The organism is Stenotrophomonas sp. ZAC14D2_NAIMI4_7 (genome assembly GCF_003086675.1).
In the GTDB taxonomy this organism is placed as follows: domain Bacteria; phylum Pseudomonadota; class Gammaproteobacteria; order Xanthomonadales; family Xanthomonadaceae; genus Stenotrophomonas.
In genome coordinates this window covers 896,352-916,921 of the sequence record NZ_CP025995.1, presented here as the reverse complement: position 1 = coordinate 916,921, position 20,570 = coordinate 896,352, and the positions used below count along the sequence as shown (strand labels likewise).

The following is a 20,570-nucleotide window of genomic DNA, read 5'->3' as shown; positions in this document are numbered from 1 at the left end:
ATGCGGAATGCGTGCAGGATAGCCATACTGGCGTCCACACGATGAGGAGACCTGGGCACGATGGGCGAAATCCTGGTGCTGTACTACAGCCGCGGCGGTTCGGTGGCACGGCTGGCGCGCCAGATCGCGCGCGGTATCGGCGAAGTGCCGGGCATGAGCGCGCGCCTGCGCACGGTGCCGCCGGTGGCCGCCGTGACCCAGACCGCGCAGCCGCCCGTGCCCGATGAAGGCGCCCCGTATGTAAGCGTGCAGGACCTGGCCGAATGCCAGGGCGTGCTGCTGGGCAGCCCCACCCGTTTCGGCAACATGGCCGCGCCGGTCAAGCATTTCCTGGATGGGCTGGGCGCCGAATGGGTGAACGGCACGCTGGCCGGCAAGCCGGCGGGGGTGTTCACCTCCACCGCCTCGATGCACGGCGGCCAGGAATCGACCCTGCTGTCGATGCAGCTGCCGCTGCTGCACCACGGCTGCCTGATCGTGGGCATCCCCTTCACCGAGCCGGCGCTGAGCCACACCACCGGCGGCGGTACGCCCTACGGTGCCAGCCACGTGGCCGGCGCCGCAGACGACCCGCAGCCCAGCGAGGATGAAGCCCTGCTGGCGCGGGCGCTGGGCCGGCGCGTGGCCGATATCGCGCAGCGCCTGGCCCGATGAACCGCGCGCCCCATACCGTGCTGCTGCTGGCGCTGCTGGGCCTGGCCGCGCTGTTCGTGGGCTGGTTCATCAATGACAAGCACTGGCTGGCGACCCAGCTGGTATTCACCGCGCCGCCGCTGGCGTTGGCGATCGCCCTGCGCCTGGGCTGGCGCAAGGCCGGCTTCTGGGCCTCGGTGCTGGCGCTGGGCTGGTTCAGCCACGGCGTGATGAGCGCCTGGAGCCACCCGCAGACCCGCGCGCTGGCCCTGATCGAAGTGGCACTGGCGCTGCTGGTGATCTTCGCCGCCAGCCTGCCCGGCCTGCGGGCCCGCTTCAGCAAGCGGCGCTGACGCTGCGCCCGTCGGGCCTTATCATCTGTGTTCCCGGCCCCGCGCCGCTGTACCTGGTCTGGTTTCGCGCATGCACATGATGGAAGAACTCCTGGTCGTCACCACCGGTGGCACGATCGACAAGATCTACTTCGACGACAAGTCGGACTACCAGATCGGCGACCCGCAGATCGGCATGATCCTGCGCGAGCTGGGGGTGACCTTCCGTTTCAACGTGATTCCGATCCTGCGCAAGGATTCGCTGCACATCAACGATGAGGACCGTGAGCTGATCCGGGCCACCATCGCCGCGCAGCCGACCCGCCACGTGCTGGTCACCCACGGCACCGATTCGATGGTGCAGACCGGCAAGGTGCTGTCGACCATCGCCGACAAGACCATCGTGATGACCGGTGCGCTCAGCCCGGCGCGCTTCCGCGGTTCGGACGCCGAATTCAACATCGGCTGTGCGATCGGCGCGGTGCAGTCGCTGCCGTCGGGCGTGTACATCGCCATGAACGGGCGCATCTTCGATCCGCAGCACGTGCGCAAGAACGTGGCCGCCAACCGCTTCGAGTCGGTCTGAGGTTCCACGGCGCGCTGTCGCGCGGATGGATTCGGCGTTTCGGTTGCTGCTGGGTTGAGGGGATGATCCCCTCCTGACAGATCGCCGCGTGCGGCCAGCAGGAGCAAGTACCTTGCACCGCGACGCTTTGATGCAGCCGCCGCCCATGAAAAAAACGCCCCGGCCGAAGCCGGGGCGTGCCCTTGGAGAGGGACTTGGGCTCAGTACTGGGCGTTGAGGGTCAGGCCCGAGAAGGTGCTGTAGGCCTTCACCCGCACGTGCCAGGTGCCAGCGGCCGGGCTGTTCACGGTGCAGGTCTCGTTGTTGCCGCTCAGGTACGGGCGGCAGGTATAGGTGGTATCGGTCGGGGCGCTGCCCTGGCGAATGTACAGATCGGCATCACCGCTGCCACCGCTGATGGCCACGCGCAGCTGGCTGCTGCCGGCCGGCACCTGCACGGTGTAGCTGAGCGAGGCGCCGCTGGACGCGCCCAGGCCGGTCACCGGCACGTTGTTCTGCAGCACGGTGCCACCCGGTTCCGGGGTGGTGCCACCACCGCCGTTGATGGCGGCCGTGACCGCTGCATCGGCGTTGACGATGCCCGCACCGCAACCGCCGGAGCAGGCGCCCGGGAGCGCACGCGCGGTGCTCTTCAGGATGCTTTCCACCTGCGCCGGGCTGAGCGGGCTCGGCGCCACCGACTGCATCAGCGCGACCACGCCGGCCACGTGCGGTGCCGCCATCGAGGTGCCGTTGTAGGAGGCATAGCTGGCGCTGGCCGGGACGGTGGTGCCGGTGTTGAGGGTGGACAGGATGTTGGCACCCGGTGCCGACACGTCGATGCCGGTGCCGTAGTTGGAGAAGCTGGCGCGGGCGCCGGCCGAGGTGGTGGCGGCCACCGCAATCACGTTCGGGCAGTTGGCGGGCACGGCCGAGGACACGTTGGTGTTGCTGTTGCCGGCGGCGACCACCACGGTGGTGCCACGGCCAACGGCGCCGTTGATTGCATTCTGGTAGGTGGTGGAGCAGCTGCCGCTGCCACCCAGCGACATGTTGATGACTTCTGCCGGGTTGGCGTTGGCAGGCACGCCGCTGACGGTGCCACCGGAGGCCCAGACGATCGCGTCGGCGATGTCGGAGGTGTAGCCGCCGCACTTGCCCAGCACGCGCACCGGCACGACCTTGGCGTTGAAGGCGGTACCGGCCACGCCGGTGCTGTTGTTGGTCACCGCAGCGATGGTGCCGGCCACGTGGGTCCCGTGCCAGCTCGAATTGGAGGCCGGATAGCCGGCGCCACATTCGTTGGCGGCGTACCAGTCGCCTTCGTCGTTCGGGTTGCTGTCGCGGCCACCGCCATCGCGCGCCATGGCGGCATCGCTGATGAAGTCATAGCCGGGCAGGATGTTGGCGTTCAGATCCGGATGGCTGGTGATGCCGGTGTCGATCACGGCCACGACCACGCCGGTGCCGGTGGCCTTGTCCCAGGCCGGGCGGACATTGATCGAGGCATTGGAAGTGCCGAAGCCCCACTGTTCGCTGAGGCGGGCGTCGTTGGGCACCAGGGTCGGCCGCATGATCTGGTCGACTTCCACGTATTCCACGTTGGGGTCGGCGGCGAGCTTGCGCATCAGCAGCTCGGATTCGGCCTGGTCCAGCGCGCGGTCGGTCTTGACCACGGTCGGGCCGATGGCCAGCTTGCGGACCTCCTGCAGGCCCAGGGCGCGGCCCTGGCTGCTGGACAGACCGGCCGCGGCGGTCTTCAGGGACGAAGCCAGTGCGGTGGTGTTGGCCACCGGGGCACTGCCTTCGCGGTACTTCACGATGAAGCGCTGGTGCGTCGGAGCGGACTGCAGGCCGCTGAGTTGGACGTCACCGGCGAAGGCCGGGGCGGCCAGCAGCAGGGAGGTAACGACAGACGCACTGAGAACCACCCACGACTTGCGCGCACGCAGATGCGAAACCTGGGACATCGGAATTTCCCTTTCTAGTGGTGTGAATGCCGGAATCGGCAGAAGCACCGGTGCGAGCGCTTGGCAAGGAACGAGGGCGCGGCTCGGCGTCCGGTGAGTCAGCGGATTCCCCTGTCGATCCGCTGTCAGTTGACGCTAATGGCTCGTTCCGGACACCACAAGATTTTCAGTGTCTTTTCAGCAACATGAAATGTCTGTTCTGAGACTTTCCGTGTGGAGGGTTTGTGAAGGTGAAGGAACTTTCACATCCCGTACACAGACATGACTGGGACTTTGGCTGTCCTGCCATGTCTTTGCTGACATCGGCGGCTTGGCCGCCGGGATGGGTCGCCACAACGCAGAAAGCCCGTCGCGGGGACGGGCTTTCCGGGGAAACCTGAAAGAGCAGTCGAGCATGGCTCGACTCTACAGACGCGCGGAGCGATGCAGTCGAGCACGCTCGACTTCACCGCTCCGTGGGGGCGATCAGCCCAGCTTGACCAGCCAGTTGTGGCGGTCCGGCAGGCGGCCGTACTGGATGTCGGTCAGTTCCTTGCGCAGCGACATGGTGACTTCGCCGGCCGGCGCGTTGATGTCGCCCACCGAGAAGCCTTCGCCCTTCAGCTGGCCGATCGGGGTGACCACCGCGGCGGTGCCGCAGGCGAACACTTCGGCGATCTCGCCCGAGGCCACGCCCTGCTTCCACTCATCGATGGTGACCTTGCGCTCTTCGACCTTCATGCCACGGTCGCGTGCCAGCTGCAGGATGCTTTCGCGGGTGATGCCTTCCAGGATGCTGCCGGACAGTTCCGGGGTGACCAGGGTGCCGTCCTTGTAGACCAGGAAGACATTCATGCCGCCCAGTTCTTCCAGGTACTTGCCTTCCACCGGGTCCAGGAACAGCACCTGCGAGCAGCCCTGCGCCTGCGCCTTCTGCTGCGGCAGCAGGGAAGCGGCGTAGTTGCCACCGCACTTGGCCGCACCGGTGCCGCCCTTGGCCGCACGTGCGTATTCGGTGGACAGCCAGATCGAGACCGGGGCAACGCCCTTGGCGAAGTACGGGCCGGCCGGGCTGGCAATGACGTAGTAGCCGGCCTTGTGCGCGCCGCGCACGCCGAGGAAGGCTTCGTCGCCGATCATGAACGGACGGAAGTACAGGCTGGATTCGTCGGCCGACGGCACCCAGTCCTTGTCCAGCGCGATCAGCTGCTTGAGCGATTCAACGAAGATCTCCACCGGCAGTTCCGGCAGCGCCAGGCGCTGGGCCGAGCGCTGCAGGCGACGGCCGTTGGCGTCCGGGCGGAAGGTCCAGATCGAACCGTCGGCATGACGGTACGCCTTGATGCCTTCGAAGATTTCCTGGCCGTAGTGCAGCACGGCGGCGGCCGGGTCCAGCTGCAGCGGGCCGTAGGCACGCACGTTGGCATTGTGCCAGCCGGCATCCTTGTCCCAGCGCACTTCCACCATGTGGTCGGTGAAGTGCAGGCCGAAGCCCGGCTTCTCCAGGATCTGGGCGCGCTCTTCAGCGCTGCGCGGGTGGTCCGAACGGGTAACGGCGAAGCTGGGGATGGACTGGGACACCGGAGGATTCCTGTTCTGGTTGCGGGTAGTGCCGGCCCCGCCAGTTGCGGGACCGTGGGTCAAAGCATGCCGGTTTCGAGCCGCGCAGCCTCGGACATCATGTGCTGGTTCCACGGCGGGTCGAACACCAGCTCGACGTCGGCCTGGGCCACCGTCGGGATCATTTCAAGCTTGCTGCGCACATCGTCCACCAGGATGTCGCCCATGCCGCAGGCCGGCGCGGTCAGCGTCATCTTCACGTCGATCTCGCGCTGTCCTTCATCCAGATGCTTGATCTCCACTTCGTAGACCAGGCCCAGTTCGACGATGTTGACCGGAATTTCGGGGTCGAAGCAGGTGCGCAGCTGCTGCCACACCAGCTGTTCGACCTGCTCGTCGGTGGCGTCGTCAGGCAGCTCCAGCGGCGCCGGCGCCTCTTTGCCGATGGCGTCGCCGTCCTTGCCGGCGATGCGGAACAGATTGCCTTCGACAAACACCGAATAGCTGCCGCCCAGCGCCTGGGTGATGTACCCATAGCTGCCGGCAGGCAGGGTAACGGTGTCGCCCTGCGGGACCATCACGGCCTCGCAGTCGCGTTCGAAGTGGACAGGTTCGCTGCTACGGGAATACATGGGGATCGATATGGGGCTGCGGACCGGGCCGCGCAAGCCTGCATTCTACCCCGCCCGCCCCACCGACGCCGGTGCGCTGCGGCAAACCACAGTATCCTGTGGCTGACCTTCAGGAAGCTTCGATGTCCTCCAATGCCACACGTGCCAGGACCGTGACCTGGCTTTGGCCCTTCATGCTGCTGCTGGGCCTGCTTGTCGCTCCCATGGCCTGGGTGCTGCTGGCCCTGATGACCGGCCGCCAGGTCGGCTGGATGGCGGTGGTGACCGCGCTGGAACTGGTGTTCATGCTGCGCCTGGGTACGCTTGGCCCCGGCCGGCTGCGCATTGCCCTGGTGGTGCTGGGCACGCTGCTGGTGAGCGCGGTGGCGTACTGGAGCATTGCCAGTGCGTGGATGGGCGGCTCGATCGGGCTGAACCCGATGGATGCCGCGCTGCGCATGGGCCCGCACCTGGCCTGGACCCTGACCAACCTGGCCAACGGGGCGATGGAATGGATCTGGCTGGCAGTGGGCGTGGTGGTGGGCGCCTGGCTGGCGCGCTGAGCGAGCCGATTGCTGCTGCCCGCCAGGAGCGTGCGGACCAAGGTCCGCACCTACCGGGTGCAATCTCCGCTCAGCTGAGAAGGTCCGCACCTACCGGATGCAACCGCCCCTCAATGTCCGCCGTCCAGGGCCTTCAATTCGCTGACCAGGGCGGCGGCGGCCTCGGCGCCATCGCCGTACAGCATGCGCGTGTTGTCGGCATAGAACAGGGCGTTTTCAATGCCGGCAAAGCCGGTGCCCTTGCCGCGCTTGATCACCACTACGTTGCGCGCGTTCACCACGTCCAGCACCGGCATGCCGTAGATCGGGCTGGCCGGGTCGGTGCGTGCCACCGGGTTGACCACGTCGTTGGCGCCGATCACCAGCACCACGTCGGTGGTGGCGAATTCGGGATTGATGTCGTCCATGTCGGCGATCAGGTCGTAGGGCACGCCGGCTTCGGCCAGCAGCACGTTCATGTGCCCGGGCATGCGCCCGGCCACCGGGTGGATGGCGAACTTCACCTTCACCCCGCGCTGGCCCAGACGCTGCGCCAGCTCCCAGATCTTGTGCTGGGCCTGGGCCACGGCCATGCCGTAGCCGGGCACGATCACCACGCGTTCGGCGAACGCCATCATCGCGGCCACGTCAGCCGCTTCGATCGGCTTCTGCGAGCCGGTGATCGCCTGCGCTTCACCGCCCGCGCCGCCACCGAAGTTGGAGAACAGCACGTTGCGGATCGGCCGGTTCATCGCCTTGGCCATCAGCCGGGTCAGCAGGATGCCGGCCGCACCGACCATCATGCCGGCGATGATCAGCGCCTCGTTGCCCAGCACGTAGCCTTCGAAAGACACCGCCAGGCCGGTGAAGGCGTTGTACAGCGAGATGACCACCGGCATGTCGGCGCCACCGATCGGCAGGGTCATCAGCACGCCCAGGGCCAGCGCCAGCACGAAGAAGCCGACGATGGCCCAAGTGCTGAGCGTGCTGGCGGCGATGATGCCCAGCACCACCACGGCCAGCGCGACCAGCAGGTTCAACACCTGCTGGCCGGGCCAGGTCACCCGCTTGTCCAGGCGGCCATCCAGCTTGGCCCAGGCGATGACCGAACCGGACAGCGACACCGCACCGATGGCCGCGCCGACCACCGCCAGCAGCAGCACGGTGGCCGAGGGCTGGCGAGCGGCCAGGTCGGCCAGCGCCTGCGCGCTCCAGTGGCTGGTATCGCGGTGGGCCAGGAAGGCGTAGCGCAGCAGTTCCACCGCGCCGATGGCGGCGGCCGAACCGCCGCCCATGCCGTTGTACAGCGCCACCATCTGCGGCATGTCGGTCACGGCCACCTTGCCGGCCGACCACCACGCCAGGCCCGCGCCCAGCAGCAGCGCCACCAGGATCAGCGGCACGTTGTGCAGTTCGGGCAGGAAGAAGGTGGCCGTGGTGGCCAGCAGCATGCCCAGCCCGGCCCAGCGGATGCCGCTGCGTGCGGTGAGCGGCGAGGCCATGCGTTGCAGGCCGAGCAGGAAAAGGGTGGCGGCCACCAGGTAACTGGCCTTGACCAGCCAGTCGAGCAGTTCAACCGTGCTGATGTTCACGCCTGCGGCTCCTTGGCTGCATCCTTGTCGCCCTTGGGCGCGCTGGGCTTGAACATTTCCAGCATGCGCGCGGTTACCACGTAGCCACCGGCAGCATTGCCCGCCCCCAGCACCACGGCCAGGAAGCCCAGTGCCTTTTCCAGCGGTGTCTGGGCGTGGCCCAGCACCACCATGGCACCGATCAGCACGATGCCGTGGATGAAGTTGGAACCCGACATCAGCGGGGTATGCAGGATGACCGGCACCCGCGAAATGATCACGTGGCCGGCAATGGCGGCCAGCATGAAGATGTACAGCGCCACGAACCCGTCACTCATCGGCAACGCCTCCCGCTCTGTCTTCGTCGCCCCATCATAACCACGGGCTGAACCCGGTGCGCGGTCTGGTCAACCACGGGCGCGCTCACGCGTTGTCGATGGTGACCGTGAGCGAGGAACCGTACCCTGTGCTGGTGAGCAGCCCTCTTCCCCCGACCGCTGACAGCGAGGCCTTGCCGGCGTCGCTGGAGGCGTTCCTGGCCGGCGTCGGCCCGCGCGCGTTCCGCTTCGCCGAAGCCGGACTGCGCCAGCGCGACGATGCGCTGGACGCCGTGCAGGATGCGCTGATGCGCATGCTGGACTATGCCGACAAGCCGGCCGCCGAGTGGGCGCCGCTGTTCTGGAGCATCCTGCGCCGGCGGGTGATCGACATGCAGCGGCGACGCCGCTTCCGCCTGCCGTTCTGGCGCGACAACCAGGACGCCGACGGCGGTGAGATCGACTGGGCCGACCCCGGCCCGGACCCGGCGCAGGCGCACGAGCAGCGCCAGCAGTACCAGCATCTGGTGCAGGCGCTGCGCACCCTGCCCGCCCGCCAGCGCGAAGCCTTCACCCTGCGCGTACTGCAGGACCTGGACGGCGCCACCACCGCGCGCGCCATGGGCTGCAGCGAAGGTGCCGTCAAAACCCATCTGGCACGCGCCCGACAGGCGCTGCAGGACCATCTGGAGATCGACCCGTGAACCGCTCCCTGCCTTCCGACGACGCCCTGCGCAGCCTGCACGGGCACGCGCTGCAGTCGCTTTCCCCGGCCACGCTGGCGCGGCTGCGCCAGGCCCGGCACGGTGCTGCAGGGGCGCGCCGCGACCGTGGCCGCTGGTGGCTGGCCACCGCGTGTTCGCTGGTGGTTGCGCTGGGCATCGGCGTGCAGTTCACCGGTACCGCCCCGCATACTGCGCCGGTGGCGCCACCTGCCGTGGCCGCGGTGGACGACAACGGCGCGCTGTACGACGAGAATCCCGATCTGTACCTGTGGCTGGGCGACACCGACCTGGCGATGGAGTGAACCATGCTGCGAGTTTCAACCCTGCCGATCCTGATCGCCTTGGCCGTGCTGCCGGCGGCGCCGGCGTTGGCCCAGTCCTCCGCACCGGCCGCGCCCGCGCGCGTGGCACCTGCGGCGCCGCTACCGGCGTGGGAACAGCTGAGTCCGGCCCAGCGTGAAGCGCTGCTGGCGCCACTGCGCGACCGCTGGAACGGCGCCGACGCCGCACAGCGCCAGCGCATGCTGTCGCACGGCCAGCGCTGGCAGTCGATGAGCCCGGAAGAACGCGACAAGGCGCGCCGCGGGTTGCGCCGCTTCGAGCACATGAGCCCGGAACAGCGGGAGCAGGCCCGCGCCCTGTTCGGGCAGATGCGCCAGCTGAGCCCAGCCCAGCGCGATGCCCTGCGGGAGCGCTGGTCGCAGATGACGCCCGAGCAGCGCAGCGACTGGGTGCGCGAGAACCCGCCGCCGGCCAGGCCGCGGTAATCGGGTAGCGCCGGGCCATGCCCGGCGAGCGCAGCGGCAGGCGGCAAATCCGCCGGGCATGGCCCGGCGCTACCGCTTCAGGGTTGCCAGCGCGTTTTCGCCAGCAGTTCGTCGTCCCAATCGAACGCGACCTGCCCTTCGCGCACGAACAGCGCCACGAAGTTCAGCAGGTTGCGCGCATACATCTCGCTGGCCTGGGTGGCGCCGCGGCTGGCCAGGTGCAGCGGCCCGTCGATCACCACGCCGTGGTGTTCGATGCACTGGCCGGGCTGGGTCAGTGCACAGTTGCCGCCACTTTCGGCGGCCAGATCGACAATCACGCTGCCCGGCGCCATGCCTTCGGCCATGGCCGCAGTGACGATCGTCGGCGCCGGCCGCCCCGGAACCGCGGCGGTACAGATCACTACGTCCACGCTGCGCAGGTGCTCGCCCAGCCGCCGCTGCTGCTCGGCGCGTTCCTCGTCGGTCAGCGCGCGCGCATAGCCGCCCTCGCCCACCGCGCTCACGCCCAGGTCGAGGAAACGCGCGCCCAGCGACTGGATCTGCTCGCGGGTTTCCGGCCGCACATCGAAGCCTTCCACCTGCGCGCCGAGACGACGTACCGTGGCAATGGCCTGCAGCCCGGCCACGCCAGCGCCGATCACCAGCACCTTGGCCGGCCGCACCGTGCCGGCGGCCGTGGTCAGCATCGGGAAGAAGCGCGGCGCGCGATCGGCGGCGATCAGTGCCGCCTTGTAGCCGGCCATGCCGGCCTGCGAACTGAGTACGTCCATGGCCTGCGCACGCGTGGTTCGCGGCAGTTGCTGCAGCGGGAACAGCCGCAGGCGGTCGTCGGCCGCCAACGCGGCCAGGGCGGGATCGGCCGCCGGCGCGAGCAGGCCGACCACGCTGGCTCCGGGCTTGAGCAGGTTCAACTGCGCCGCGGGCGGATTCTGCACGCACAGCAGAATGTCGATCTCGGGCCAGCGCGCCGCGTCGAACGCGCGTGCGCCGGCATCGTCATAGGCAGCATCAGGAAAACCGGCGGCCAGGCCGGCGCCGGCTTCGTACCAGACGGTAATGCCCAGTGCGCCCAGCTTCTTCGCCGTTTCCGGCGTCAGCGCAACGCGCCGTTCGCCCGGCGCGGTCTCCTTCATCCCCAGCAACGCCACGGCCATGCAGGTCCCCGCTGATCGGTGAGTTTTCCCGATCCTAGCAGGGGTGCCCGGCTCAGTGCAGGGTGGCGCTGCCCGGGTCCAGGCGGTCGATCACGCCCTGCATGGCGCTGTCGAAGGCGCCATCGTCCACGTGGGCGCGCAGGCGGCCCAGGCGCACCATCACCGCCAGTTCTTCCGGCGAGGCCACGCAGAAGCGCACGCCGCGGCGGTTGACGAACAGCAGGCGCGAGGAGATCGGGCTGACCCAGGACAGCTTGCCGGCCTGCACCTTGCCGTCCTTGTCGACGAAGTCCAGCCAGTTGCCGATTTCCATGCGGCGGAAGCGATCGGCGTCGGCGTTGTCGAAATCGTCGGTATCCACCTGCCCGCCGAGTTCGACGGCCGCCGTTTCCGGCGCCGGCGGCGTCGGCAGCGCCACCTGCGGCAGCTCCGGCAGCGCGCGCTGCAGTTCCGGGCGCGATTCGGCAATGCCCTGCAGCGTGTCGTGCAGTGCATCGATCGCCGCGCTGGCGGCATCGCCGTGCACGCCCACGCTGCCAAAGACCTTGGCCAGTGCCGGCTGCCAGGCCTGCAGCCACGGCTTGCCGACGATCTGGCGGCGCGCTTCGGCCACTTCTTCCAGCAGGCCATCGCCCAGGCTGAGGGCCTCGGCCACCGAACTGCCCTCTTCACCCTCGCGCAGCAGCGCCAGAGTCAGGTGGTGCTGCCATGGCTGACGCAGGAATTCAGCAATGGCCGAGGGCAGCGTGGCATCGCCGATGCGCCGGTCCAGTTCGGCACCGGCCCGGCTGCGGGCCATTTCCAGCTTTTCCTGGCCGCGCTGGGTCTCGGCGGCACGACGCTCGGCAATTTCCACGCGGCGGCGGTGCTGCACCAGGAACTCGCGGAACTCTTCTTCCAGGGTCAGGAAGATGGCCAGGTTCTCGTTGAACTCGGCCACCAGGCGTTCGATGATTTCTTCCACCTTGGCCATCAGCATGCGCTCGGCCTGGCTTTCGCCGGTGTTGCCCTCGCACGCCTCGGCCAGCGAATTGAGCAGCTTGCGTGCCGGATGGGTCTTCTGCACGAACATGCGGCGGTCGAGCATGGCCACCTTCACGAACGGCACCACCAGGCGGCCGATCAGCTCGCGCGAACGGCCTTCCAGCTCGCGCTCGTCCAGCATCACGTCGAACAGCATGCCAACCAGATCGATCGCATCCTCGTCCTGCGGGTCCAGGCGGGTCTGCCCGGGATCGGCGCCGAGCCGGGTCGCGCTGGACAGCACTTCACTCTTCAGGCGCTGCGCCAGGGATTCGCCGTCTTCGCCGATGGCCGCCCGCAGCGTGGCGCTGGGCGTGGCCTGCAGCAGCGACAGCACCGACATCATTTCGCGCTGGCTGAGCGGGCGATGCTGGCCCACCGCCACCTGCGCGGCCGACGTTGCATCTTCGCGCACGTGGCGGGTCTGCTGCAGCAGCTCATGCAGGGCTTCCAGCAGCATGCCCTGCTGGCCGCCGTAGCCTTCACCGGCCGGGCCTTCTTCCACGCCCAGGTGCTGCTGCATATGCCCGCGGCGCTCTGACCAGCGCGCGGCAAAGCGCTGCGCCCAGGCCGGCGCGGCCTGTTCTTCGTCGCTGAAATCGGTGTCGAAACCGGGCGTGGCGCGCTGTTCGACCAGGTCATCCAGGCCCGGCGGCGGGCGCGAAGGCGCGGCGGACGGGGCACGACGCGGCGCGCCCATCTGCGGCATCACCCCGGCGGCGGCCAGTTGTTCGTCCAGCTTTTCGTAGATGCGCCCCACCGGCACGCGCAGGTCGCGCTCGCACAGCTTGATCAGCACCAGGTGCACTTCCGGGGCCAGTTCGCAGTGCGCGAACGCCTCGTGGATGGCCACGCCCAGGTGCTCGGGGCTGACCGGATTGCGGTCGGCATCCAGTTCGCCGGCGCCGACCAGCCAGCCCAGCCGGCGGTCCAGGCGTGCCAGCACCGGCTTGAAATCGCGCAGCAGCACCGTGGCGAAGTTGCGCACGGCCAGCCGCGATTCCAGTACATGTTCGGGAATCAGGCTCAGGCCTTCTTCGGCCGGCCCGGACAGGGTGGCCTCGGCCGACAGCGGTTCGCCCGTGGCCAGTGCGGCCCAGGCCCGCTGCAGGTGGCCGGCATAGGCGGCCTCGATCTCGGCGCGACGGCGGCGCAGTTCACGCATGGCATCCAGGAACAGCAGCTGCGACGCGCCGGCATTGCCGGCACGGTCGAACAAGGCATCGTCGAAGCGGGCCAGTGCCGCGGCAAATGCCTGGCACAGCGCCGGCAGGACCATGTCCCGGGCAAGCTGAAGCTGGGCCGGGTCACGACCCGGCGATCCCATCGGAGTGGGCGCGCTCATCATTCGGGAAGGCTCCCCACCTTCTCTGTTGCGACTGACATCATGGACATCGCGGCGGCCGGTGCACCCCATGCACCGGTACGCCGATGGTAGGCCGGCCAGCCTGTCACGGACAGTGAAACAGTCCTCACTTCAAACCTCACGACCGGCGGCCCGGCAAGACGGGTATCGTAAGCCGTGCGGGGCCTGCGAGGCGAGGGGAAGCGGCGTTTGGCGCCGCGCCAGTGGCATGACGTTCATCACAGTTTGTTATTTGAATGGCAGACGCGACGCGACGGGCGTCATCAACCACCCCGACTATAATCATGTGCCCGTGATGACCGGTTCAGATTCCATGCCCGACCCCGCTGCCCTGCTCGCCCTGGATGCCCGCCGCTCGGTGCCCTCGCGGCAGCTGGGCGAACCCGGACCGGACCCGGCCACCCTGCTGCGCATGCTGGCCTCGGCGGTGCGCGTGCCCGACCACGGCAAGCGGGTGCCGTTCCGGTTCCTGAAGATCGCCGGCGATGCGCGTCACACTCTGGGCGACTTCCTGGCCGAACGCAGCCGCCAGCGCGATCCGCACGCCGGCGATGCCGTGTTCGAGAAGGACCGGCAGCGCTTCAGCCACGCCCCGCTGGTGATCGTGGTGGTGGCCAGCCCGCGCCCGGACGCCAAGGTGCCCGAGCAGGAACAGCTGATGACCGCCGGCTGCGTCTGCTTCGCCTTGCTGCAGGCCGCGCAGGCGCTGGGCTTCGGCGCGCAGTGGCTGACCGCGTGGATGGCCTTCGACCCCGCCGTGCACGCGCACCTGGGCCTGGCCGACGGCGAGCGGATTGCCGGCTTCATCCATATCGGTACGCCCAAGGCGGCCGTGCCCGAGCGCGAACGCCCGGATGCGGCGGCCCTGCTGCAGGACTGGACCGCACCGTGAATGCCGTGAGCGCCCAGCCCGCGCCGCCGCTGTACCTGGTCGATGCCAGCATCTACGTGTTCCGCGCCTGGCACTCACTGCCGGACGAATTCCAGGACAGCCAGGGCTGGCCGACCAATGCCGTGCATGGCTTTGCCCGCTTCCTGCTGGACCTGCTGGAACGCGAGCGCCCGCGCCATATCGCCATCGCCTTCGACGAAGCCCTGGACAGTGGCTTCCGCCACCGCCTGTACCCGGCCTACAAGGCCAACCGGGACCCGGCACCGGAAGCGCTGAAGCGCCAGTTCGTGCACTGCAAGGCGCTGTGCGCCGCGCTGGGGCTGGCGGTGCTGGCCCATCATGATTTCGAGGCCGACGACCTGATCGGCAGCGCCCTGCACCGCCACCGTGGCAGCCACCGCGGGGTGATCATTTCCGCCGACAAGGACCTGTCGCAGCTGCTGCTGGACCACGACGAGCAGTGGGACTACGCGCGCAACCAGCGCTGGGACGTGGCCGGGGTGAAGGGCCGCCACGGCGTGCACGCGCACCAGATTGCCGACTACCTGGCGCTGTGCGGCGATGCGGTGGACAACATTCCCGGCGTCAGCGGCGTGGGTGCCAAGTCGGCGGCGGTGCTGCTGGCCCATTTCGGCAGCATGGATGCGCTGTTCGAACGTATCGATGAAGTGCCGTTCCTGCGCCTGCGCGGCGCGGCACAGATGGCCGTGCGCCTGCGCGAACAGCGCGAGCACGCCCTGCTGTGGCGGCAGCTGACCACCATTGCCCTGGACGCGCCGCTGGACGGCAGCGCACTGGGCCTGCTGCGCCAGCCTGCCGACCCGGAACTGCTGGATGGCCTGTGCCAGACCCTGCGTTTCGGGCCGCTGACCCGGCGCCGCCTGTTCGCCGCTACCGGCATGGCCGACCCTCTTCCCACACCCAGCGAGCCCACATGAGCCAGCGCAACACTGAAGCACCGCGTGTCGTCTACGAAGGCAAGTACCAGCGCATGGTGGTGCGCGGCACCTGGGAATACAGCGAACGCACCCACGCCGGCGGCCTGGCCGCGATCATCATCGCGGTCACCCCCGAGGACAAGGTGCTGTTCGTCGAACAGTTCCGCGTGCCGCTGCAGGCCCCGACCATCGAAATGCCGGCCGGCCTGGTCGGCGACGTGGATGCGGGCGAATCGATTGAAGCATCGGCGGTGCGCGAGCTGGAGGAAGAAACCGGCTGGACCGCCGACCATGCCGAAGTGCTGATGATCGGCCCGACCTCGTCCGGCGCCAGCAGCGAAAAGATCGCCTTCGTGCGCGCCACCGGCCTGCGCCGGGTGGGCAGCGGCGGCGGCGACGACAGCGAGAACATCACCGTGCACGAGATCCCGCGCAGCGACGCGGCGGCCTGGCTGGTGCAGAAGATGGGCGAAGGCTACGAGCTGGACGCCAAGCTGTGGGCGGGGCTGTGGATGATCGAACACCACCTGGATGGTCGCCCGCGTGGCTGACGCCGACCTGCACGGGCTGCCGGCACTGCTGGGTGCCGACGACCCGGCCATCTACACCGTCCACCGCGCCCAGGGGGCGTCGCCCTACCTGCTGCTGGCCGACCACGCCGGCCAGCAGGTGCCGCGTGGCCTGGCACAGCTGGGCCTGCCGCAGCACGAGCTGGATCGCCATATCGGCTGGGACATCGGCATTGCCGGCACCACCCGTGCACTGGCCGGGCTGCTCGATGCCTGGGCGATCGAACAGACCTATTCGCGGCTGCTGATCGACTGCAACCGCCCGTTGGCCTCGCCCACGCTGATCCCGGAAGTGAGCGACCACACGGTGGTGCCGGGCAACGCCGGGCTGTCGACGGCACAGCGCCAGCAGCGCATCGACGCCATCCACGCGCCGTACCACGCGCGCATCGATGCCGAACTGGACGCACGCCGCAATGCGGGCCGACCGACCCTGCTGGTGATGATGCACAGCTTCACCCCGGCAATGAACGGCGTGGCGCGACCGTGGCACGCCGGCGTGCTCTACCACCAGGACACCCGCTTCGCCCAGGCGCTGCTGCAGGCCCTGCGCAACGAGGGCGATCTGGTGGTGGGCGACAACGAACCGTATTCGGTAAACCGCAACAGCGACTACGCGGTGCCGGTGCACGGCGAAGACCGTGGGCTGGTGCATGTGGAACTGGAGATCCGCCAGGACCTGATTGCCGATGCCGCCGGCCAGCAGGCATGGGCGCAGCGGTTGGCGCGGATTTTCAGTGCATTGCAGCCGGCGTTGCTGGCGGCAGGGTGACCGAAGCCCGGTAGCGCCGGGCCATGCCCGGCGAGCCGCATCGCGGCGGTGCAACGTAATGCCGCCGGGCATGGCCCGGCGCTACCGCAGGCGGGGCGCGTCCATCCACGGGAACGGCTTGAACCCGTGCACCTGCACGGTTGCACCGATGGCCTCGAAGTCGTCCTTGATGGCCTGCGCGCGGTTACGGTCCAGCGCTTCGCCCAAAAGCAGCGGCAGTGCACGACAACGTGCCAGCGCCTCGCCTACCGGCACCTCGTGCAGACGGGCCACGCGCTGTGCAGCGGCCTTCAGCTGAGCGTCCGGACAGGCCACCATCTGCAGATCGAACGAGGCGAAGATGCCCGCGCCCACACCGGCCGCGCGCGCCGCCGCCTGCGCTTCGGCCGTGGCTTCGCCCAGCGCTTCATCAATGCCCTCGACCTGCTGGAACGCGTCGTACTCGTGGTAGTAGGCCAGCGCCTGCGCGTAGTCGGCCAGGCCGGACAACGGATGCTGGCGCTTCTGCACGTCCAGCACGTCGGCAAACGTGGCCGGCTCCAGGTAGGGGGTCAGCCCCAGCGCGCGCGCCTGGGCCGGCACGTCGTTGTCATCGTCGAAGGCGGTGGCCTCATCAGGCGGCAACCAGAAGCGCGCCTGCAGCAGATCGCCTTCACTGGCATGCACCCAGCCGAAGGATGCGTACACGTCGTGGTCATCGTTGCAGGCCGCGAAGGCCTGCAGCGTCTGTTCCAGGTCCAGCGGTTCGATCATGCGTCATTGGCCAGGCAGGCAGGGGCGTTCGAGTCTACCGCTGCCGGGCGCAGGCCCAGCGCGATCAGCACACCGAACAGGGCGAACAACGCGGCACCGTATTCGGCACGGACCAGGCCGTCGAGCGCGGTCGCCGACCCGGCCGCGCCGGCGCCGGCATTGGCCACCATCACCAGCACCGCCAGGCCCAGCGCGCCGCCGATCTGCTGCGCGGTGGCGGCCATGCCCGAGGCCACCCCCTGCTGCGCGGCTGGCACGCCCTGCCCGGCCACGATCCACATCGAGGTCCAGGTCATGCCCTGGCCGATGCTCAGCACCACCACGCCCGGCAGCAGCGGCCAGAAGTTCGATCCGTGCGGCAGGGTGGCCGCCACCCAGGCAATGCCCAGGGCACCGGCCAGTTGCCCCAGCACCAGCACCTTGCGTGCGCTCCAGCGCTGCAACGCCCACTCGGCCAGCTGGATGCCCAGCGTGCACACGGCGGTGGCCGGCAGGAACGCCAGACCGGCCTGCAGTGGGCTCCAACCGTAGCCATCCTGGAAGTACAGCGCCATGAAGTAGTACTGCACGCCATAGCTGCTCATGAAGGCGAAGGTCAGGCCGAGTGCCGCGCGCAGGCCCGGCAGGCGCAGCAGCGCGAACTGCATCAGCGGATCGCGGCTGCGCTGCTCGATCTGCACGAAGGCCACCAGCAGCAGCGCCGACAGCACCAGGCAGCCCAGCGTGGCCGGCGCGGTCCAGCCCCATTCCGGCCCCTGCACCAGGGTGGTCACCAGCAGGCTGCCGCCCAGGGTGACGGTGATGCAGCCGGCCAGGTCGAACGAACGGCCCTGCGCGCGCGGGCCGTCGGCCGGCAGCCACACACCGGCGGCGATCGCACATGCGGTGGCCAGCGGCACGATCACCGCCAACACCGCCGGCCAGCCGAAGGCCTGGGTCAGCACCCCGCCAAGCAGGGTGCCCAGCGCCAGGCCGACCGCGCTGGCCATGCTCCAGATCGCCAGCGCGCGGTTGCGCACCGGGCCTTCGGCGTACAGCGTGTTGATCAGTGCCAGCGTGGCCGGGAACAACAGCGCGGCGCCGATGCCCTGGGCCGCACGCGCGATGATCAGCAGTGTGGCATTGGGCGCCAGCGCGCCCAGCAGCGAGGCCAGAGCAAACAGCAGCATGCCCAGCCGGTAGAAGCGGCGGCGCCCGATCAGGTCGGCCGCGCGCCCACCCAGCAGCAGGCTGCCGCCGAACGCCACGGTGTAGGCGCTGACCACCCACTGCAGCTGCTGCGCGTTGATCTGCAGCGCGCGGCCCATGTCATGCAGGGCGACGAAGATGATGGTGGCATCCAGAGCGATGATCAGCTGCGCGGTGGCAAGCAGGGTCAGTGCCCAGCGGGGGTACTTGAGGGGAGGCATCGGCGGTCTGGAGCAAGGGGGGAGCGCAGTCTCATTGATGCAGCGCGATCAATAAACCCCTCCACGTCGATATCTGCGATGATTTTTCGCATGAATGGACCGTCAACCGATCTCAACGCTGTGCGCATGCTGGTCCAAGTAGCCGAAGCGCGCAGTTTCACCGTGGCCGCCGGTCAGCTCGGGCTGAGTCAATCGGGCCTGTCGCGCGCCATTGGGCGGCTGGAGGCCTCACTGGGCGTGAAGCTGCTGCAGCGGAACACCCGCAACGTGGCGTTGACCCCGGATGGCCGCCAGTTCGTGGACCAGGTAACGCCGCTGCTGTGCGGGCTGGAGGACGCCGAGCGGCAACTGGCCGACCGCCCCTGCATGCCCTCGGGCGTGCTGAAGATCAGCGCGCCCTCGATGTTCGGGCGCAAGGTACTGGTGCCGATGCTGGGGCCACTGCTGGAACGGCATCCGCAGCTGCAGGTGGAGGCCGTGCTCAGCGACCGGCTGGTGGACCTTGTGGAAGAAGGCTTCGATGCGGCCCTGCGCACCGGCCCGATTGCCGACCAGCGCATGGTGGCGCGCGCGCTGCGACCGCTGCGCTGGGTCACGGTGGCCAGCCCGGCCTACCTGGCCCGTTGCGGCACGCCCCTGCAGGTGGCCGATCTGCAGGCCCACGCCTGCCTGGCGGTGCGCAATCTGCGCAGTGGGCGGGTGGTGGACTGGCAGTTCATGCAGAACGGCCAGCTGTGCGAGATGGCGCCCGCCACCCGCATGGTGTTCGACAGCGGCGACCCGCTGGTGGAAGCGGCCATCGCCGGCATCGGCATCGTGCAGGTGATGGATTTCGCCGTGGCCGACGCACTGGCCGACGGCCGCCTGCAGCGCGTGCTGCAGCCGTTCGAAGGCCGCAGCCGCGCGCTGTCGCTGATCTACCCGCCGTCGCGCCAGCACTCACCGAAGCTGCAGGTGCTGGCCGAAGCCCTGCTGGCCGGGCACTGGTAGATCCACGCCATGCGTGGATGAGATTCAAATGCAGGAGCAGCCAGGCGTGGCCTGGCTCTACTGATCAGCGCACCGTAGCCGACCTGGAGCAGAGCCCCCTTGTTGTTCAAGGGGGCGCGCCGACAGGCGCGGGGATAAGGTGGAATGCGTGGACAGTTTTGCCTCAGGCAAAACTGTCGGTGGCGCGCACCAGCGCGTCCACGTTCTCCGCTTCGAACGCCGAATGACCCGACGCCGGGGTGATTTCCAGCTTCGCCTTCGGCCACACCTTGGTCAGGTCCCAGGCGTTGGCCAGCGGGCAGACCACGTCGTAGCGGCCGTGCACGATCACGCCGGGAATATCGGCAATGCGGTGCGCGTCGCGCAGCAGCTGGTCTTCCACCTCGAAGAAGCCGCCGTTGACGAAGTAGTGGTTCTCGATGCGGGCGAACGCCAGGGCGAAGTGCGGGTCTTCGTGGCTGTTGATGAAGTCGTCGTCCACGTGCAGGAAGCTGGTCGCGCCTTCCCACACCGCCCACGCCTTGGCCGCTTCCAGCCGGGTGGTTTCGTCTTCGCTGGTCAGGCGGCGATGGAACGCCGAGATCAGGTCATGGCGCTCGACGGCCGGAATCGGCTTCAGGTAGTGCTCCCAGGCATCTGGGAACAGGCGGTTGGCGCCTTCCTGGTAGAACCATTCCAGTTCCCAGCGGCGCAGCATGAAGATGCCGCGCAGCACCAGTTCGGTCACCCGCTGCGGGTGGGTTTCGGCGTAGGCCAGCGCCAGGGTCGACCCCCAGCTGCCGCCGAACACCTGCCAGCGATCCACCTTCAGGTGCTCGCGCAGCTTTTCGATATCGGCCACCAGATCCCAGGTGGTGTTGTCGACCAGGTCCGCGTGCGGGGTGGAACGGCCAGCGCCGCGCTGGTCGAACAGGATGATGCGGTACTTGGCCGGGTCGTGGAACTGGCGCATCTTGTCGCTGCAGCCGCCACCGGGGCCCCCGTGCAGCATCACCACCGGCTTGCCGTCCGGGTTGCCGCACTGTTCGAAGTACAGCGTGTGGCGGTCGTCGACCTTCAGGGTGCCGACGTCGTAGGGGGTGATGGCGGGGTACAGCGTACGCATGCTTGCAGCTCCGTGGTGGTGCCC

Annotated in this window: 22 protein-coding genes; 12 read left to right on the top strand and 10 right to left on the bottom strand. The window is 68.7% G+C overall.

The annotated features are described in order from the left end of the window. Positions 1 to 60 precede the first annotated feature (60 nt). From wrbA to C1922_RS04080, 3 genes are all read left to right on the top strand, one after another. The gene (gene wrbA / locus C1922_RS04090; RefSeq protein WP_108748625.1) at positions 61 to 654 is read left to right on the top strand and encodes an NAD(P)H:quinone oxidoreductase; all 594 of its coding nucleotides are present in this window, start codon (positions 61 to 63) and stop codon (positions 652 to 654) included. Further along, complete coding sequence (locus tag C1922_RS04085; RefSeq protein WP_108748624.1) at positions 651 to 986, top strand: DUF2069 domain-containing protein; 336 nt, start codon at positions 651 to 653, stop codon at positions 984 to 986. The genes wrbA and C1922_RS04085 overlap by 4 nt, the downstream gene beginning before the upstream one ends. 79 nt (positions 987 to 1,065) lie before the next feature. Continuing rightward, a complete protein-coding gene (locus C1922_RS04080) occupies positions 1,066 to 1,551 on the top strand; it encodes an asparaginase domain-containing protein (protein ID WP_108748623.1) in 486 nt (161 codons plus the stop codon). 200 nt (positions 1,552 to 1,751) lie between these two features. On the opposite strand, the gene C1922_RS04075 is transcribed toward C1922_RS04080, so the two are convergent. The 3 genes from C1922_RS04075 to sufT form a co-directional block, all read right to left on the bottom strand. After that, positions 1,752 to 3,500, bottom strand: coding sequence for a S8 family peptidase (locus tag C1922_RS04075; protein WP_108748622.1), 1,749 nt, complete (start codon positions 3,498 to 3,500; stop codon positions 1,752 to 1,754). Between the two features lie 465 nt (positions 3,501 to 3,965). After that, positions 3,966 to 5,060 carry a branched-chain amino acid aminotransferase gene (locus tag C1922_RS04070; protein ID WP_108748621.1) on the bottom strand — a complete coding sequence of 365 codons (1,095 nt, stop codon included), beginning with the start codon at positions 5,058 to 5,060 and terminating at the stop codon, positions 3,966 to 3,968. A 59-nt stretch (positions 5,061 to 5,119) separates the two neighbouring features. Continuing rightward, positions 5,120 to 5,671 carry a putative Fe-S cluster assembly protein SufT gene (gene sufT / locus C1922_RS04065; protein WP_108748620.1) on the bottom strand — a complete coding sequence of 184 codons (552 nt, stop codon included), beginning with the start codon at positions 5,669 to 5,671 and terminating at the stop codon, positions 5,120 to 5,122. Positions 5,672 to 5,793: 122 nt separating this feature from the next. Between sufT and C1922_RS04060 the strand changes: the two genes are divergently transcribed. Continuing rightward, positions 5,794 to 6,213: a hypothetical protein gene (locus tag C1922_RS04060; protein WP_108748619.1), complete on the top strand. Its 420-nt coding sequence runs from the start codon at positions 5,794 to 5,796 to the stop codon at positions 6,211 to 6,213. A 110-nt stretch (positions 6,214 to 6,323) separates the two neighbouring features. On the opposite strand, the gene C1922_RS04055 is transcribed toward C1922_RS04060, so the two are convergent. Together C1922_RS04055 and C1922_RS04050 are read right to left on the bottom strand one after the other, a co-directional pair. Then, entirely contained in the window at positions 6,324 to 7,784 is a 1,461-nt protein-coding gene (locus C1922_RS04055) for an NAD(P)(+) transhydrogenase (Re/Si-specific) subunit beta (RefSeq protein ID WP_108748618.1), read from the bottom strand. Further along, a complete protein-coding gene (locus C1922_RS04050) occupies positions 7,781 to 8,101 on the bottom strand; it encodes an NAD(P) transhydrogenase subunit alpha (RefSeq protein WP_108748617.1) in 321 nt (106 codons plus the stop codon). The genes C1922_RS04055 and C1922_RS04050 overlap by 4 nt, the downstream gene beginning before the upstream one ends. 98 nt (positions 8,102 to 8,199) lie before the next feature. Here C1922_RS04050 and C1922_RS04045 point away from each other — a divergent pair, with 98 nt between their 5' ends. The 3 genes from C1922_RS04045 to C1922_RS04035 are packed head-to-tail and all read left to right on the top strand — an operon-like array spanning position 8,200 to position 9,572. After that, complete coding sequence (locus tag C1922_RS04045; protein ID WP_108748616.1) at positions 8,200 to 8,784, top strand: RNA polymerase sigma factor; 585 nt, start codon at positions 8,200 to 8,202, stop codon at positions 8,782 to 8,784. Then, complete coding sequence (locus C1922_RS04040; protein ID WP_108748615.1) at positions 8,781 to 9,107, top strand: hypothetical protein; 327 nt, start codon at positions 8,781 to 8,783, stop codon at positions 9,105 to 9,107. Before C1922_RS04045 ends, C1922_RS04040 begins: the two co-directional genes overlap by 4 nt. A 3-nt stretch (positions 9,108 to 9,110) precedes the next feature. Beyond that, positions 9,111 to 9,572: a DUF3106 domain-containing protein gene (locus C1922_RS04035; protein WP_108748614.1), complete on the top strand. Its 462-nt coding sequence runs from the start codon at positions 9,111 to 9,113 to the stop codon at positions 9,570 to 9,572. Between the two features lie 77 nt (positions 9,573 to 9,649). Here C1922_RS04035 and C1922_RS04030 read toward each other — a convergent pair whose 3' ends face one another. Both C1922_RS04030 and C1922_RS04025 read right to left on the bottom strand, forming a co-directional pair. Further along, positions 9,650 to 10,729, bottom strand: coding sequence for an NAD(P) transhydrogenase subunit alpha (locus C1922_RS04030; RefSeq protein ID WP_108748613.1), 1,080 nt, complete (start codon positions 10,727 to 10,729; stop codon positions 9,650 to 9,652). Between the two features lie 52 nt (positions 10,730 to 10,781). After that, entirely contained in the window at positions 10,782 to 13,100 is a 2,319-nt protein-coding gene (locus C1922_RS04025) for a DUF1631 domain-containing protein (RefSeq protein ID WP_108748612.1), read from the bottom strand. Positions 13,101 to 13,431: 331 nt separating this feature from the next. On the opposite strand from C1922_RS04025, the gene C1922_RS04020 reads away from it, so the two are divergent. The 4 genes from C1922_RS04020 to C1922_RS04005 are packed head-to-tail and all read left to right on the top strand — an operon-like array spanning position 13,432 to position 16,289. Next, a complete protein-coding gene (locus tag C1922_RS04020; RefSeq protein WP_108751478.1) occupies positions 13,432 to 14,010 on the top strand; it encodes a nitroreductase in 579 nt (192 codons plus the stop codon). Positions 14,011 to 14,015: 5 nt separating this feature from the next. Next, entirely contained in the window at positions 14,016 to 14,948 is a 933-nt protein-coding gene (locus C1922_RS04015) for a 5'-3' exonuclease H3TH domain-containing protein (RefSeq protein WP_108751477.1), read from the top strand. Continuing rightward, a complete protein-coding gene (locus C1922_RS04010) occupies positions 14,945 to 15,499 on the top strand; it encodes an NUDIX hydrolase (RefSeq protein ID WP_108748611.1) in 555 nt (184 codons plus the stop codon). The genes C1922_RS04015 and C1922_RS04010 overlap by 4 nt, the downstream gene beginning before the upstream one ends. After that, positions 15,492 to 16,289 (top strand): N-formylglutamate amidohydrolase, encoded by a 798-nt coding sequence (locus C1922_RS04005; RefSeq protein WP_108751476.1) that lies wholly within the window; start codon positions 15,492 to 15,494, stop codon positions 16,287 to 16,289. Before C1922_RS04010 ends, C1922_RS04005 begins: the two co-directional genes overlap by 8 nt. Before the next feature lie 81 nt (positions 16,290 to 16,370). On the opposite strand, the gene C1922_RS04000 is transcribed toward C1922_RS04005, so the two are convergent. Next, entirely contained in the window at positions 16,371 to 17,042 is a 672-nt protein-coding gene (locus C1922_RS04000; protein ID WP_108748610.1) for a hypothetical protein, read from the bottom strand. Beyond that, complete coding sequence (locus C1922_RS03995) at positions 17,039 to 18,451, bottom strand: MFS transporter (RefSeq protein ID WP_108748609.1); 1,413 nt, start codon at positions 18,449 to 18,451, stop codon at positions 17,039 to 17,041. Before C1922_RS03995 ends, C1922_RS04000 begins: the two co-directional genes overlap by 4 nt. Before the next feature lie 90 nt (positions 18,452 to 18,541). Here C1922_RS03995 and C1922_RS03990 point away from each other — a divergent pair, with 90 nt between their 5' ends. After that, the gene (locus C1922_RS03990; RefSeq protein WP_108748608.1) at positions 18,542 to 19,441 is read left to right on the top strand and encodes a LysR family transcriptional regulator; all 900 of its coding nucleotides are present in this window, start codon (positions 18,542 to 18,544) and stop codon (positions 19,439 to 19,441) included. 163 nt (positions 19,442 to 19,604) lie between these two features. Here the strand turns inward: C1922_RS03990 and pip are convergent, their stop codons facing one another. Further along, complete coding sequence (gene pip / locus C1922_RS03985) at positions 19,605 to 20,546, bottom strand: prolyl aminopeptidase (protein WP_108748607.1); 942 nt, start codon at positions 20,544 to 20,546, stop codon at positions 19,605 to 19,607. Positions 20,547 to 20,570 lie beyond the last annotated feature (24 nt).

What these genes read in the sequence shown, in the direction of transcription:
- C1922_RS04035 (WP_108748614.1), top strand. Translation starts at nt 9,111, where the DNA reads ATGCTGCGAGTTTCAACCCTGCCGATCCTGATCGCCTTGGCCGTGCTG.
- pip (WP_108748607.1), bottom strand. Translation starts at nt 20,546, where the DNA reads ATGCGTACGCTGTACCCCGCCATCACCCCCTACGACGTCGGCACCCTG.
- C1922_RS04000 (WP_108748610.1), bottom strand. Translation starts at nt 17,042, where the DNA reads ATGATCGAACCGCTGGACCTGGAACAGACGCTGCAGGCCTTCGCGGCC.
- C1922_RS04060 (WP_108748619.1), top strand. Translation starts at nt 5,794, where the DNA reads ATGTCCTCCAATGCCACACGTGCCAGGACCGTGACCTGGCTTTGGCCC.
- C1922_RS04080 (WP_108748623.1), top strand. Translation starts at nt 1,066, where the DNA reads ATGGAAGAACTCCTGGTCGTCACCACCGGTGGCACGATCGACAAGATC.
- C1922_RS04050 (WP_108748617.1), bottom strand. Translation starts at nt 8,101, where the DNA reads ATGAGTGACGGGTTCGTGGCGCTGTACATCTTCATGCTGGCCGCCATT.
- C1922_RS04025 (WP_108748612.1), bottom strand. Translation starts at nt 13,100, where the DNA reads ATGATGAGCGCGCCCACTCCGATGGGATCGCCGGGTCGTGACCCGGCC.
- C1922_RS03995 (WP_108748609.1), bottom strand. Translation starts at nt 18,451, where the DNA reads ATGCCTCCCCTCAAGTACCCCCGCTGGGCACTGACCCTGCTTGCCACC.
- C1922_RS04020 (WP_108751478.1), top strand. Translation starts at nt 13,432, where the DNA reads ATGCCCGACCCCGCTGCCCTGCTCGCCCTGGATGCCCGCCGCTCGGTG.
- C1922_RS04010 (WP_108748611.1), top strand. Translation starts at nt 14,945, where the DNA reads ATGAGCCAGCGCAACACTGAAGCACCGCGTGTCGTCTACGAAGGCAAG.
- sufT (WP_108748620.1), bottom strand. Translation starts at nt 5,671, where the DNA reads ATGTATTCCCGTAGCAGCGAACCTGTCCACTTCGAACGCGACTGCGAG.
- C1922_RS04085 (WP_108748624.1), top strand. Translation starts at nt 651, where the DNA reads ATGAACCGCGCGCCCCATACCGTGCTGCTGCTGGCGCTGCTGGGCCTG.
- C1922_RS04030 (WP_108748613.1), bottom strand. Translation starts at nt 10,729, where the DNA reads ATGGCCGTGGCGTTGCTGGGGATGAAGGAGACCGCGCCGGGCGAACGG.
- C1922_RS03990 (WP_108748608.1), top strand. Translation starts at nt 18,542, where the DNA reads ATGAATGGACCGTCAACCGATCTCAACGCTGTGCGCATGCTGGTCCAA.
- wrbA (WP_108748625.1), top strand. Translation starts at nt 61, where the DNA reads ATGGGCGAAATCCTGGTGCTGTACTACAGCCGCGGCGGTTCGGTGGCA.
- C1922_RS04075 (WP_108748622.1), bottom strand. Translation starts at nt 3,500, where the DNA reads ATGTCCCAGGTTTCGCATCTGCGTGCGCGCAAGTCGTGGGTGGTTCTC.
- C1922_RS04045 (WP_108748616.1), top strand. Translation starts at nt 8,200, where the DNA reads ATGGTGACCGTGAGCGAGGAACCGTACCCTGTGCTGGTGAGCAGCCCT.